Here is a 14,960-nt window from a genome sequence, read left to right as displayed (position 1 = left end):
TTTTATAACCAAAACCATTTGATAATTCCCGTTTGCAGATAGCAAATTGGGAGTGGTTGCTAATTAATACTATTAGATGAAAGTACTTCTTTTGGGTTCCGGAGGCCGTGAGCATGCATTTGCATGGAAATTTGTTCAAAGCGAAAAATTGGAAAAATTGTATGTTGCTCCGGGAAATGCCGGAACTGCAGCAATTGCAGAAAACATAGATATTAATCCTAACGATTTTACAAAAATAAAAGATTTTGTTCTTGAAAAAGGAATTAACATGGTCGTTGTTGGTCCGGAAGATCCATTGGTAAATGGAATTCATGATTTCTTTCTTGCCGATGAAGCCATCAAGAGTATTCCAGTAATTGGCCCGGAAAAATTAGGTGCTCAATTAGAAGGAAGCAAAGATTTTTCAAAAGAATTTATGTTCCGACATAATATTCCTACCGCAAAATATAAAAGTATCACTTCTGAAAATTTAGAGGAAGGTTTAGTTTTTCTGGAAAGCTTAAAAGCTCCGTATGTATTAAAAGCAGATGGTCTTGCTGCTGGAAAAGGTGTTTTAATCATTTCTGATTTAGAGGAGGCAAAACAATCTCTAAAAGAGATGATCGATGGAATGTTTGGCGACGCAAGCAGTACTGTTGTGATTGAAGAGTTTTTGTCAGGCATCGAGTTGTCGGTGTTTGTGTTAACCGATGGCAAAAATTATAAAACGCTTGCCGAGGCAAAGGATTATAAGCGAATTGGAGTAGGAGATACCGGTTTAAATACAGGAGGTATGGGCGCAATTTCTCCGGTTCCTTTTGCAACTGCAGATTTCATGCAAAAAGTAGAAGATCGTGTAATTGTTCCAACAATTGAAGGTCTTCAGAAAGATAATATCCCTTACAAAGGTTTTATTTTCATTGGATTGATGAACATTGGCGGAGATCCTTATGTAATCGAATACAATGTTCGAATGGGTGATCCGGAAACAGAGGTAATCATTCCAAGAATCAAATCAGATTTACTGGAATTGATGGAAGCTGTTTCGAAACAGGAATTGGATAAAGTACATTTCGAAATGGATGACAGAACAGTAACTACTGTGATGTTGGTTGCAGGAGGTTATCCTGAGGCATATGAAAAAGGCAAATCCATTACCAGATTGGATGAGGTGGAAGGAAGTATCGTATTTCATGCGGGAACAACTTTTTCGGGTAATGATGTTGTGACTAACGGAGGTCGTGTTATTTCGGTAAGCTCATATGGTGATACTATGCAGTCGGCCTTGGATATGTCCTTCAAAAATGCTGAATTGATCAATTTTGAAGGGAAATATTACAGAAAAGATATCGGTTTCGATTTAAAATAATTGATTTATAAAAACTACTGCTCTTTTTTTATCTGAAAATTGAGTGGTAGTTTATTTTGTACTGCTTGTTCGCTAAAAGCTTAAATTCATGCTCTTAAAGACAATTAAAGGACGCCATTCTATTTTACTGATACTAATGCCGGTTATTATCGTGTTGCTTTGGATGGGTACGTTACTGCATTCGGAATCCTTAACGGCAGGACAGAACCAAATGCCATTGTATGAATTGTTGTTATTCTTTACAGGAGGTAATAATTTCGTTCTAAGTCTGATTGCCTGTCTGCTTCTAATATTGATCGCTTACGGAATGGTGCGTTTAAATGAACAGTATATTTTTATTCGGCAACGAACAGATTTGCCTGCATTCGTATTTGCTCTTATTGCCACGGGAACTGTCTCATTAGGTGGCATGCATCCTTCATTATTTGCCGCATTTTTATTATTTCTTTCTGTAGATCGGGTATTTAAAATTTATCAGGGAACTGCAACTCTTTTCAACTCTTTCGATGCCGGGTTTTTAGTAGGCTTGGCAAGTCTGTTCTATTTGTTTGCAGGAGTATATATCTTTTGGTTTTGGATGGCTCTTGCGGTTTTAGGATATTTGCGAGGTAAGGAAATTCTGGCGGGATTAACAGGCTTTATTGCTCCCATTTTTTTTGTTGCTGCTTGGTACATTTGGAACGATAATTTAGCAGAATTCTTAAAAACAATTAGTAATCTCTTCTCATTTAAAAATAATTTAGGGTTTGTATCAATTTTCCAATATTCATACTGGGGAATACTCGGTTTTTTGGTTATTCTCTCTTCTTTGTACATGTTGAATGTTTATGAAGAAAAAAAAATTAGTTCGCGTAAATATTTTATTATTTTGTTGAGTTTCTTTCTAGTTTCGGCTCTTAGCTTTGTGTTTTTTAAAGGTGCTGGTGTTGAACAGTACTTTATCAGTATTATTCCGGTAACCTACATTGCAAGCCACTATTTTGTATTGCAAAAACACTCTTGGATTGGAGAGCTTTTGTTTTATATTCTTGTGATCTCAAGTATTCTCATCCACTTTATTGGATAAAAAAAGTGCCACCTCCTAAGAAATGGCACTCCAGATAATTAAGTTCGATTTTATTTTTCTACAATATTTGTCATGTCGAATGCAGTCGCGATATTGGCATCTTCCTCGTTATCATTAACCGTGAAAATAATGTCGTTAAAATCTTTGTCTCCACCAGGTAGTTGAATATCTTCGAAACACAATACGATATCTTTACAGTTTTGCTCTTTGAACAATACATGTTGTTGTGTTTTGTCTTTGTTCCATTCAATATTGGTGTAATGACGATAAACACCATCAACGGTAGTACCATTTTTCCAACCTTGAGCAATTAAGCAAAATCCAATTACTGTGTTTTGTGCAAAAGGAGCATCACCTAACTGAACACGATCTCCAGCTTTTAATCCTCCTCCTGATCCTTCTTTCGAAGCGTTAGGGAAAAGCATGTGAAGTTCTATTTCGTCAGCACTTGCAGGAGGATTTTCACTATTGTAGGTGTAGTATGCCAATGAATTTTTCCATCCGGCGCCTTCATCAACGAAAGTTAGATAAACAGGAGATTCTTTAGTTAATTTTAGAATCAAGTTGTTCTCATCTGAGAATAATTCAGAATTCGCGGCGCGGTTATCCTTATTTTCAAGAAACATTGCTTTAATATTTTCAACAAGTGTCTCGCAAGGTTTTGTTGGAATGATATCATCCGGTACACCTTCGTCCATTTCAATGGTAATAATTTTAAGTCCACCGGTTCCGGCAGCAACAAAAATGTAGTTTCCTCTCGATTCAACAAAATTCACAGATGAACCAAAATCCATACTTCCTAACAGAGTAACATTATTATCATTTTCAGGAATCATAGCGCCAACGTATACACCAGCACCACCATTACCAATTAGCAATAGTTCTTCATTTAAACATACCGAGTTGGTCACGTAGTCCTCATCAAGACCACCTTCAGGAGTTTCAGGGCGATTAAAGCGCTCTTTTAAAGTTCCGTCCAAATTACGAATATCTAATCCTGATACGTTCAATGCTGCAAGGATATAGTTGTCGGTAACATCAATTTCAGTTTTCGACTCATCTGTAATCGGTCCTTGAACTTCAATTGCTTCTAACTCTGTAAAATCAGCTTTTTTGAAAGACTGTATTTTTTCATTGGTTGCATTAAGGACATAAATGTTTTCAGCATTACTACTTAAAGATCTGGCATCATTAATATCAATTCCAGTTACTAAAGAGTAGTCGCTGCGCTTAAGAATGCTTAATTTTCCATCAGATCCACTAGTTGCATAAATGTAATTTTCATCAATTTCAACATCTGTAGCAACATAAGAAGGAAGATCAACCAGTCCTGAAACAGCCATAATTTTTTTGGAATTACTTAACTCCAAACTAATTAAAACAGCAGGAGATGCAAGAACATAACCAGCACTTTCCGGATCCACTGCACCTACCAGATAAATTACACCATCATAATAATCCACTGCACTAACATCAACATCTGGAAATAATGCCTGAGCTTGTAATACGGGATTGTCCTGATCCGAAATGTCAAATAATTCAACACCACCACTATATTTACTTCCTTTTGTATTATAGGAAACAAATGCCATGTTGTCGATAATTTTGACGTGAGTAGCTTGAACTGTATCTCCATTTACTTTAGGAGCTTTAACTTCAGCTTTTAATTTGAAGGCATAGTTTTTAGTCAAATCAATTTCAATTCCTGTAGTTCCTTCTTTTGTAGTTCCAGCAGGAAGATTGTTGATAAGAACTAAATTATTCATTGTTTTAACCCTGCTGGAGAGATCTGCAGGATTGTTGTTGATGGAAATGCCTTCTTGAATTGTTTTCTTTTGATCGGTTTGCTGATTGTCATCATTATTGTCCGAGCAAGAAGAAACAATTATGAAAAGCCCAATCATTACTAGTAGATATTTTCTCATAACTATTTTTTATTTTTATTGAATTGCAAATTTAGTTTACTGTTGCTAAGTTACGTTGTTTGTTTTAAATGATAAGTTTAATTATTGTTAAGCGTCCTAAAGATTTGATGAATTGCTTCTTTTCATAGGTGAATAATTATAAAAACTTGTTCAGAATGATGTTTTATCTATTGATAATCACGATGCTATCTATGTTCAATCAATAGGTGAATGCTGTCTGAATCCCTTTGAAATGTTAGGTTATTCTTGTTTTCCGAGTTAATTAATACGGGGTATACGATAATTTGCGGTTTATTGTTATCTATTTGATTTGATATTCTCCGAAGTTATTTCGAATGCAAAAACATGTTGAAACACGAGCTGCATCTATTTTTTAAAATGCTTTTTGATCCATTTAGGAAGAATAAAGACTCCAATTAGGAGGTAGGGGTAGTATGAAATTAGCCGCCAAATTAATGCCATGGTTGCAGCAACTCCTGCCGATGGAAGAAATTCACCTAAATATTTTGTGAATACCCATTCCGAAAATCCACTTCCGCCCGGAGTTGGACTGACAAGCATCATGATCCACATGACTAATTGCCTTGCAAATATCATGATATGTTCTGTAATGCTGTATCCTTGAAACATGAATGCAAGAAGAATTACATTTACGACCCAATATCTGGCGGTCCAGGAACAAAAGGTTGCTATGAATGCCTTAAACCAAAACCAGAACGGTTTTCTACGCAGTTCTTTTGAACTTTCAATTATGTCGGTGCCTGCCTTATTTGCTCCTTGTTTCCATTTTCTAAGAACAGGAAGTTTGAATATCCAAAGTAACAACCACTTTAATCCTCTTGGATTCCAAAATAAACCATAAGTTAAAACAATAAAATAACCCGTTTTTACCAGGTAGCCAACTAAAGCAAAATACAAAAGAGAATCCCGCCAAATAGAATGTTCCTGAATATCCATCATGAATAACTGGTTGATATTCAAAAATAAAATCAGGATTGGGAACATGAGAATAAAATATAGCTCGTCGAGAAAAGAAGTGGACATTACTACTGCCGAACTTTTCCCAACTTTTAAGCCTTCCTTATTAAGATACAAAATTGCAACAGATGTACCCCCTATTGCCGAAGGAGTTATTGCCGATGTAAATTCCCACAGCATAATAATACGAAATGCCTTGACCCACGAAAATGTATTGTCAGTAAGTATCCGCAAACGAGCCATGTAACCTAAATCGCGAACAATCATCATGATTAATGCAACACAAAGCCAAAAAAACGAATACCACGAAAATTCAATTAGGGAAAGAGTTTTGCCATCAACCTCATTTATCAACATGTATACAACAGCAGCAACGCCAATCAGAATCGGGTACACAATTCTACTTGGACGAATCCCGTTGAGTAATTTTTTTTGATTGTCAGGTTGGTTTCTGTTCATTTTTAACACTTAAGGATGTTAAACTTACGGAATTAAAGAGTTTGTTTGATCAAATTTTAATGAAGAATTTGTTAAAATATTCTAAAATTGAGATGAAGAAATTTTAAATTAGGATCATTTATATCCCATCTTAAGAATGAAATTTAAATAGTTTTTCCTTAAAATAATCAAAACTTTTTTCACTGATTACTTTTCTGAGGAACCAAATTAGTTTTGCATGTGTTGGTACAATATATCTTATTTTTGGATTGTTTGAAAGGCTCGCTTTCACAATTACCTCTGCAGCTTTTTCTGCTTTTACTTGAATTTTACTCGATTTTATAAGAAGATTTTCAAGTTGGATAGTTATTGTGCCATAAACTGAATTTTTTGAATTTTCTTTTGCCTTAGATAAGGCGATATTTGCCCAATCTGATTCAATAACACCGGGATTAATTAGGATTACTTTTATTCCAAATGATTTTACTTCTTGGCGCAGGCAATCAGAAATTCCTTCCAATGCATATTTTGAAGCATGATACCATCCTCCCATTGGTAGTGTCATTCTCCCAAGAATGGAGCTAATGTTAATAATTTTTCCTTCACAATTTGCTCTCATTTGGGGCAGAACCATCTGAGTCAACTGTATCAAACCAAAAAGATTTACCTCGAATTGTTGGCGGGCATCCTCCAGCGAAATATCTTCAATTGCACCATAAAGACCAAATCCTGAATTATTCACTAAAATGTCAATGTGTTTGGATTCTTTATATATGCGATTTACAACTTGCCTGCAATTTTCAGAATTAGTGATGTCCAGTTGTAAAATTCGTGCACCTTTTTCCTCTAAATCTATCATAGCAATGGTTGAAGGAGCTGTTGCATATACGGTGTATCCTTTTTTAAGAAAAAGCAAGGCGGAAGCTTCACCTATTCCTGAAGAAGCTCCAGTGATTAAAACAATTTTTTCTTTCATGAAAATGAATCGTATGCCTGTTAATGTTTATAGTGCATCATTATAAATATCAAAAGATACATAGAATCAGAGTTTATTTCAATGGGATAGGGGCGATACCTGCTAAGATCTTAACTTTATTTCTTTTATCAGCTTACCATACACATTTATAATGGTAGTTTTTTGCTATTTTTAGTACACAAACTTTTACAACCGAATCTATGCCCACAACTATTTCTACTAAAAAATTTGGGACAGCACCTGTCTTTTTTACCGCAATTTCTACCATTTTAGGCGCAATTTTATTTCTCCGCTTTGGTTTTGCGGTCGGAAGTTTGGGTTTTTGGGGAGTGATTTTAATTATTCTTTTAGGGCATTTGGTTACAATACCAACGGCTATGGCTATTTCTGAGTTGGCAACAAATAAACGTGTTGAAGGTGGTGGGGAGTATTTTATTATTTCACGTTCGTTTGGTTTAAACATTGGCGCGACTATCGGTATCGCCTTGTTTTTCTCACAGGCAATAAGTGTTGCATTTTACGTAATTGCTTTTACTGAGGCCTTCGAACCATTATTTAATTTGGCTTTCAGTACCTATGGGTATGAGTTTCCGCGTCAGATAGTTAGTGTGCCTGCAATGCTTTTTTTATCGATATTGATTCTGAAAAAAGGAGCCAATCTGGGGGTAAAGGCTTTGTATTTTGTAGTTGCTGTTTTAATGGTTTCACTCGTACTGTTTTTCTTCGGTTCAACCGATCATGCATCTGTTTCAGATTTTGGTTTAACGAATGCAGAATTTAGAAATGCGGATCAGTTTTTTATTGTATTTGCAATTATATTTCCTGCCTTTACCGGAATGACTGCTGGTGTTGGTCTGTCGGGAGATCTTAAAAATCCATCTAAATCAATTCCTTTAGGTACCAGCACTGCAACTTTATTGGGAATGATTGTTTACTTCTTTGTAGTTTACAAGCTGGCATTTTCAGTCAGTAGTGCCGATTTGATGGAAAATCAGCTGATAATGGCAAAAATTGCCATTGGAGGAAGCCTGGTTATTCCTTTAGGACTTGCGGCTTCAACCATTTCATCAGCGCTGGGTTCAGTAATGGTGGCTCCACGAACTCTTCAAGCACTATCGGCCGATCGTTCTTTTCCCTCAAAAATGTTAAACCGATGGTTGGCAAAAGGCAGGGAATCAGATAATGAACCTATAAATGCGTCATTAATTACATGCATAATTGCAATGGTATTTGTTGTTTTAGGAGATGTGAATGTTGTTGCACAAATTATTTCTATGTTTTTTATGGTAACCTATGGATCTTTGTGCCTGATATCTTTTCTAAATCATTTTGGATCATCGCCAAGTTATCGTCCTTCTTTTAAATCAAAGTGGGTATTCTCTCTGATAGGATTTGTAACATCGGTTTGGGTGATGTTCAAGATTAGCTTTTTATATGCTTTTGCCGCCGTAGCGGTAATGTCACTAATTTATTTGTTCATTAACCGATATCATAGAAATAGGAATGGAATTGAGTCAATCTTTCTAAATGCTCTTTATCAGCTAAACAGAAACATGCAGGTATTTTTGCAGAAAACAGGAAAAGGAAAAGCCCGGGAATGGAGACCAAGTGCTATTTGTATCTCAAAAGAATCTTTTGAGAGAGATACCGCTTTTAAACTTTTGAACTGGATATCCTACAAATATGGGTTTGGAACGTATTTACATAGAATTGAGGGATATTATTCAAAAGCTACTTATCAGCAATCAAAAGAAGAATTAGATCGATTAATTAAAAGTTTTGATAAAATAGAGAATCACGTTTACGTTGATACCATCATCTCTCCATCCTATACTTCGGCTATTGCACAAGCAATTCAGTTGCCTGGTGTTGCAGGAATGGAAAATAATATGGTGATATTCGAGTATGATAAGGGAAACCCTGATCGTTTGAATTTGATCATTGATAATTATTCGTTGGCACGTGCGGGTAATTTTGATTTCTGTATTTTGGGAAGTTCTCCGCGAACATTAGATTTCAAGAGCAATATCCATGTCTGGATTAAATCTTCGGATACTTATAATGCGAATTTAATGATTCTGCTTAGTTTCATTATTGCAGGTCATTCTGATTGGAAAAAGGCGGATATTAAGATATTCAACATCTGTAAAAAGGAGCAGGCCGATGAAACCAGAAAGCAATTGGATGATTTGGTTGTTTCGGGCCGACTACCGATTACTACCTCTAATATTGAAATCATCCATGAACAGGAAAATGTATCATCGAAAGAAGTTATTAATCAGCGCTCTGCCGACGCAGGCATAACAATAATTGGATTTAGAGGTGAATCGCTTAAGCACGAGAAGGCCGAACTTTTTAAGGGATACGACAAACTTGGGAATATTCTTTTTATCAATGCAAATAGTAGAAAGCTTATCGAGTAACAAGAAAACAAACAATTGTATTGGAAACTATTCTTGCTGAGTGCGATAAATACTAAGTTAAATTTTAGGGCTAAACAATTTTTTTATCCAGAATTTCTCCATGAGCATTCAGTAGTAAAGAGTAGCGGATAAGGTTTTGATCACGAACAATAAGTTCAAAATTTTGCAGGTCCGTATAATTAATTTTAATTGCATTCATAACCTCGCCGTGTGATTTAATTGCCTGATAAATAGTATCAGGGATCGATTCCAACTGAAGATTGATTTTTAGACATACATACGTTCCGTTTGCACGATAAACGGCAATATGTTCCAATTCGTTTTTGTAAAAAATAGCCTCGTAAAATTGATCTGTTTTATGCCATTCGGTATTTAATGGTGAATCGAATTGATTGTTGAAGGTGTTTATTATAGCCTGCGGGGTTAATGATTCCTGCGAATCGTTAAATATTTTGCGGAATAAGTTTTTAAAATCCATTATTTTTAACTGTTAATTTAATTGTCTCATTTTGACGGGAACTGCCAAAATAGTAACGGAATTTTCTATTCTTTAGGATATGTTTTTTTATAAAGATAGATAACTCTTGTTCTTGCTCGTTTAAGTCTCATTTTCACCGCATCTTCGGTTATTCTCAGAGTTTGGCCGATTAGTTTTCCGGAAAGGTTGTCCTGATATTTCATTAACAGCAAGGCCTTTTCTTCAGGATGAATCATTTCCAAAATTGCCAACAGATTTTCGTAGTTGAAATCTTCCAGGTCTGCTTCAGATTCGTCGATAATATCAGGTATTTCATTTCGTTTGTTCCAGTTTGGGTAATGCAGTTTTTTTTGTAATCTCAGATAATCGATAGAGTAATTATAGGTAATGGAGTACAGCCATGATGAAAAGGACGAATTTCCTTTAAAGCCAGCCAGTTTTTCGTAGGCTTTGGACAAAATATCGTTGGCGAAATCTTCAGCCTGTTGTTTGTCTTTAATGAAACTGTAGCATTTGTCCATTACTTTATTGAAGTACCGAAGATACAGGAGTTCAAAAAGGCTTGTTTTATTCTCATGAATGATCATACGAATAAGTTCTTCGTCGCTGGTCTTGCTGTGGTTTTCTCTCTGCATATCAGAGTGTTGAGAGTTTGTTTTGGTTGGCTTGTATTTTTTTCAATATTTTTTTATTCTTTAGCGTTACTTCATTAAAATCTTTCGTCTAAATGGAAATTTCAATCGTGATTTAAATTACTCAAACGAAAATAGTCATTGAAATTGAAATAAAAACAAGAAAAATAAACTTTACTAATTTAAAGATGAAAAAAAAGTTGTTGTTCGTATTGGCAGTAGGTATTACTGTATTATTTAGTAGCTGTGGAAAAGTACCACAAGAAGAAATAGATGGCGCAAATGCTGCAATCGAAGTTGCTAAATCCGTAGGAGCTAATGTTTACGTTTCAGAAGATTTTGCGGCACTTCAGGATTCAATGAGATCGGTGAACGAGAATGTTGAAGTTCAAAACGCAAATTTTTTTAAAAATTTCGATCAGATTAAAGCTCAGTTAGTTGTTGTAAATACAATGGCTGTTGATGTTAAAGCTAAAGCTGAAGCTCGAAAAGAAGAAGTGAAATTAGAGATTGAAAGCCTTCAGACAGAAGTTGATTCAATTGTAATGCAAAACAAAGAATTAACAACTCAGGCACCAAAAGGAAAAGAAGGTGTAGCTGCATTGGAAGCAATCAAAGGTGATATCAGCTTAATTGAAGCTTCTTTAATCGACGTTGCTGGTCTTGTTGCACAAGATCAACTTATTGCAGCCTTGGATAAAGTTAAAGCTGCAAAAGAAAAAGCATTGGCAATTAATACTGAATTAAACGATGTGATTGCTAAATACGCCAAGAATAAAAGAAAATAGTATTAGGTATAATTTGTAATCAAATATTATTTCCCTGAAGAGTCTTCTTCGGGGATTTTTTATAAATGCTTAGAGTATGGGGGAAGGAAAGAGCAGGCTTTTTGTTCGGTTTGTTGCTGCGATAATTGGCTTATTATTTGTTTTAGGCACAGCATTTATTTTTTTGAAGCAAGAGTCTCCTCAAAATGAATTGAAACTTGCCAGAGAGGCACTTAATTCAGCTCAAAAAGCGGGCGCCGAGGAGTACGCAAAACCTTTGTATAAAGAGGCAAAACAGTTTTACGATTCAGCCATGAACTCTTGGTCTGCTCAGAATGAGCGATTTTTCCTAAGAAGAGACTATAAGTTGGTATTGAGCTTCGTTAATTTAACGATAGAAAAAGCGATCCAGGCAGAACAGAATTCTCTGCAACAGATTAAAAATACGAATGTTATTGCCAAACGTGGCATTGAGGACCTGGAGGAAAAGATATTGCTTTACAATCGTATTTATAAGCAGATACCTTTATCTAAGACTGTAAGTAAAGCACACAATTTAGGTGTGATGAAACTTAGCGAAGCAAAAATTGCTTACGATAGTGAACGGTACAATGAAGCATTTGTAAGTTATAAAGAAGCTGCCGGTTTGCTAAATTCTTCCAATGATAAGGCAGAACAGATTCTGAAAGCATGGTTCTCACATTATCTGCATTGGGAAAAAATGGGAGATGAGGCAATACGCTTATCGAAGAGTGGATGTAAAACTATTTTGGTGGATAAGATGGCTCATCAGTTGTTTGTTTATCAGAATGGAAAACTCCTTATAAGTTTTAAGGCAGAGCTAGGTGTGAATTGGATGGGAGATAAACGCCACAAAGGAGATAAAGCTACTCCGGAAGGAATTTACAGGCTTACTCAAAAGAAAGAAGGATCACATACAAAATTTTATAGGGCACTTTTAATTAACTATCCAAATGAGGAAGATAAACAACGATTTGATGCTGAAAAGAAAAAGGGTGCTCTGTCTTTTCGAACTCACATCGGGAATTTAATTGAAATTCATGGTCTTGGGGGAAAAGGAATTGATTGGACCGACGGTTGTATTGCCTTGCATAATGAAGATATGGATGTTCTGTTTCGTCTTGCAGATACTGGAACATCAGTAATTATTGTTGGGTCGTTAAAGCCTTTAAGCGAGATTTACGAAAAAAAATAATGAAGAATCATGATAAATGATGAAAGCAATTTTAAAGGAGAGTTGAATACATGTATTGGTAAAAAAGGTAAGCTGATTAAGTTTATTTTTTGGTTGCTAATGCCGATTTTCCTTTGGTTTATTATTCTGTTTTTTTTAGTTGGAATACCCTATTTGGAAAACAGGCCTTTCATTTTTGAGAAGACTCTAAGTGCAATTCAGGAAAGTGAGAATAACAGCAAATTCGAGAAGGAATTACAGGCAGGAATTGCTCGGATACAAAAAAAGATGGATCGATTAACTCCTGGAGGTACTTATTTGATTGTAAATACTTCCGATAATACTTTTTCTCTTTATCGGAATAAAGCTCTTGTTCGGGAAGGTTTATGCTCTACAGGTAGCTATATAAAACTTGAGGCAGATGATAATAAGAACTGGGTCTTTCAAACTCCCAAAGGAGTATTCTCCATTCAAGGAAAAATTACTTCACCCGTTTGGAGAAAACCCGATTGGGCATTTGTTGAGGAGGGGTTGCCAATTCCGGGCGCCAATTCATCATCTCGTTTTGAGTATGGTGTTTTGGGCGACTATGCCCTTAGTCTGGGTAAAGGATATTTGATTCATGGTACACTTTATAAACGGTTTTTAGGGCAACCTGTTACTCATGGATGTATTCGAATGAACGATGATGATTTAAAAACTGTTTATCAGTCTTTGCCAATTGGGGCAAAGGTTTTTATCTACTAATATGAGTAAGCAAAAAAATTACAATTCCAGAAGTTTTCATTTATTCAGGAATTATATCATTTACAGTATTCTGGTTGTTATTATTGGAATTGTTGTGCAATACGGTGTTTTTTCAGTTTTTGCTGTGAGGCAAAAAATGAAAATGTTTGACCAGCAAGTTGATGCAGCATTGTTGCCGATAAACGAAAGGCACATGGATTCGGTGCTTGTAGATTTGTTTAAGAAAAAAGTATTTCTGGAAACTCGTTTCCAAATGTCGAAAGCCGATTCAATTAATCTGTCCATAAATCTGAAAGACAGTATTCTTCAGTTGGAACTGAAAGGAGTTGTTATAAAATCAACAAAAATTACTGATTTTGAAGTTGATCAATTCCTTTATCAGTTAAAGCCGGCAACCTATCAGCATTTGTTTGGTACGCAATCACAGGTAAAGAGCTATTTGTCTACAATTAACAAGGCTCCAATTGTCGTGAAAAAAGCACCCAAAGATACAACCGAAGCTCAAGCCTCAAGTGTAAAAATGGAACCGCTAAAAACTGAAGTCGTACATTGGATGCTGAAGCTGGATAAGGAAATTATTCTGAAAATTGAGGGTAGCGATCAATATTCCCAATCGGATTGGTGGATCGGACAAAAGTTTTGGTTTAAGGAGAATATGAATAGTTTTAAAAATTTAAAGGAGACCATTAGGTTTAAAGTGCCTGAATATTATCCCGTAATTCGCCTAGTGATTTCAGAATCGGATGCCAAAGCCATATACCGAGCTTTGCCTGCAAAACCTTTCGTAGGTATCAGATTATAGCTAAGTAAGAGCCGGTTGTTGGAATAGCCGTTTTTTTGTTTTTTAGCAATTCATATAAAATGAAAAGTCCGGGAACCACCCCGGACTTTAATCTAACCCATTTTAATCTATGAAAACCTAATCCTCTCGGAAAGGATGGTACAAACTTATGAAAACTATTTGAATTGAAAGTGCTAAAAGATGTTAATTAAGGTTAAACAGTTTATGGTACTATTGTTAACCCCTGAAGATCTGCACTGATAAGACTATTTGTGAGGACAATCAATTTAATTCCGTACTAACATTTTGGAGACCGCACTTGAGATTGCGGTTACAGACACTTTATGGGATTACTTAATATTAAGGAAGATGGCTCATCGTAACAATTTGTGTTTATAGAGGAATATGAAATGAAGCGTTATCTGATAGAATAATAAGGTGTTGTAAACCAAACCTTATTTGAAAAAAAATAGTTGATGGATGGTTACTTTTGTGAATTTGTTACTCGAATTGTAAGTATCTGTATGATAGTGATTAGTGCTGTTTGTTTAATGGTTTACACGGAAAAATAGAATCCTGAGATATGGGGAGAAACTGTAAGGATAATTTAATCCAATATCAATGCAAAGTTTAAGGTATACTTAAAACTTTTTTAGATGGAATGAGCTATTTTCAGATGTATTCGAGACTTCTTGAGTACTATTTATTAATAGATCATCTATAAATTAGAACTGGGATGTTTGGGAATCTGTTTGCGAACCAAAAAAAAAGCGCCAAGGGTGGAAGCCCCTAAACGCCTAATTTTCAAAGTGGAGAATACCGGAATCGAACCGGTGACCTTTTGACTGCCAGTCAAACGCTCTAGCCAACTGAGCTAATCCCCCATCATATATATGAGGAGTAAGGAAAAAACTTGATACCCTCAATCGGAGTGCAAATATAGATGAAAATTACACATCTCAAAATATAAGTTGGATGATTTTTTTGAAATTAAAACTTTTTTTTAATTTTTACGTAAAGATAATTAAAGAGTGAAGAATCTATTTTAGTTCGAAAATTGTTTGTCAATAGACAATTGATTGGTAGCAATGTATAGTGTGTGTATTAGGTAGGATGAGTACGAACTCAATAGATTCTCCACTCTTCATTTGTGTAATTTATAATTTAGATTGTCTATAAAGAAAAAATCGACTAAATTTATAGTTC

The 14,960-nt window shown here is 35.3% G+C and carries 12 protein-coding genes and 1 tRNA gene; 7 read left to right on the top strand and 6 right to left on the bottom strand.

The window, feature by feature from the left end:
* Nucleotides 1-76 precede the first annotated feature (76 nt).
* On the top strand, nt 77-1,348 hold the full coding sequence (gene purD, locus QUH73_RS05415; RefSeq protein ID WP_289529438.1) for a phosphoribosylamine--glycine ligase: 1,272 nt from the start codon (nt 77-79) through the stop codon (nt 1,346-1,348).
* 88 nt (nt 1,349-1,436) lie between these two features.
* Complete coding sequence (locus QUH73_RS05410; protein WP_289529437.1) at nt 1,437-2,414, top strand: hypothetical protein; 978 nt, start codon at nt 1,437-1,439, stop codon at nt 2,412-2,414.
* Between the two features lie 50 nt (nt 2,415-2,464).
* Here the strand turns inward: QUH73_RS05410 and QUH73_RS05405 are convergent, their stop codons facing one another.
* The 3 genes from QUH73_RS05405 to QUH73_RS05395 form a co-directional block, all read right to left on the bottom strand.
* Nucleotides 2,465-4,339 carry a DUF4114 domain-containing protein gene (locus QUH73_RS05405; RefSeq protein ID WP_289529436.1) on the bottom strand — a complete coding sequence of 625 codons (1,875 nt, stop codon included), beginning with the start codon at nt 4,337-4,339 and terminating at the stop codon, nt 2,465-2,467.
* A gap of 366 nt (nt 4,340-4,705) precedes the next feature.
* Nucleotides 4,706-5,776 (bottom strand): lysylphosphatidylglycerol synthase transmembrane domain-containing protein, encoded by a 1,071-nt coding sequence (locus QUH73_RS05400; protein ID WP_289529435.1) that lies wholly within the window; start codon nt 5,774-5,776, stop codon nt 4,706-4,708.
* A 130-nt stretch (nt 5,777-5,906) separates the two neighbouring features.
* Nucleotides 5,907-6,731 carry an oxidoreductase gene (locus QUH73_RS05395; RefSeq protein ID WP_289529434.1) on the bottom strand — a complete coding sequence of 275 codons (825 nt, stop codon included), beginning with the start codon at nt 6,729-6,731 and terminating at the stop codon, nt 5,907-5,909.
* 200 nt (nt 6,732-6,931) lie between these two features.
* Between QUH73_RS05395 and QUH73_RS05390 the strand changes: the two genes are divergently transcribed.
* Nucleotides 6,932-9,154: an amino acid permease gene (locus QUH73_RS05390; RefSeq protein WP_289529433.1), complete on the top strand. Its 2,223-nt coding sequence runs from the start codon at nt 6,932-6,934 to the stop codon at nt 9,152-9,154.
* A gap of 70 nt (nt 9,155-9,224) precedes the next feature.
* On the opposite strand, the gene QUH73_RS05385 is transcribed toward QUH73_RS05390, so the two are convergent.
* Both QUH73_RS05385 and QUH73_RS05380 read right to left on the bottom strand, forming a co-directional pair.
* Nucleotides 9,225-9,632, bottom strand: coding sequence for a hypothetical protein (locus QUH73_RS05385; protein WP_289529432.1), 408 nt, complete (start codon nt 9,630-9,632; stop codon nt 9,225-9,227).
* Between the two features lie 65 nt (nt 9,633-9,697).
* A complete protein-coding gene (locus tag QUH73_RS05380) occupies nt 9,698-10,267 on the bottom strand; it encodes an RNA polymerase sigma factor (protein ID WP_289529431.1) in 570 nt (189 codons plus the stop codon).
* A gap of 185 nt (nt 10,268-10,452) precedes the next feature.
* On the opposite strand from QUH73_RS05380, the gene QUH73_RS05375 reads away from it, so the two are divergent.
* From QUH73_RS05375 to QUH73_RS05360, 4 genes are all read left to right on the top strand, one after another.
* Nucleotides 10,453-11,052 (top strand): hypothetical protein, encoded by a 600-nt coding sequence (locus tag QUH73_RS05375; protein WP_289529430.1) that lies wholly within the window; start codon nt 10,453-10,455, stop codon nt 11,050-11,052.
* A gap of 76 nt (nt 11,053-11,128) precedes the next feature.
* The gene (locus QUH73_RS05370) at nt 11,129-12,247 is read left to right on the top strand and encodes a L,D-transpeptidase family protein (RefSeq protein ID WP_289529429.1); all 1,119 of its coding nucleotides are present in this window, start codon (nt 11,129-11,131) and stop codon (nt 12,245-12,247) included.
* Between the two features lie 9 nt (nt 12,248-12,256).
* Nucleotides 12,257-12,973 carry a L,D-transpeptidase gene (locus QUH73_RS05365; protein WP_289529428.1) on the top strand — a complete coding sequence of 239 codons (717 nt, stop codon included), beginning with the start codon at nt 12,257-12,259 and terminating at the stop codon, nt 12,971-12,973.
* A 1-nt stretch (nt 12,974) separates the two neighbouring features.
* Nucleotides 12,975-13,775, top strand: a complete 801-nt coding sequence (locus tag QUH73_RS05360; protein ID WP_289529427.1) for a hypothetical protein — start codon at nt 12,975-12,977, stop codon at nt 13,773-13,775.
* 789 nt (nt 13,776-14,564) lie between these two features.
* On the opposite strand, the gene QUH73_RS05355 is transcribed toward QUH73_RS05360, so the two are convergent.
* Nucleotides 14,565-14,638: transfer RNA gene (locus QUH73_RS05355), tRNA-Ala, on the bottom strand.
* Between the last annotated feature and the right edge of the window lie 322 nt (nt 14,639-14,960).

The sequence above is a fragment of the Labilibaculum sp. K2S genome, from assembly GCF_030372765.1.
Taxonomy (GTDB): Bacteria; Bacteroidota; Bacteroidia; order Bacteroidales; family Marinifilaceae; genus Labilibaculum.
The sequence above is the reverse complement of the archived record's forward strand: the minus strand, read 5'-3'. Positions and strand labels throughout refer to the sequence as shown.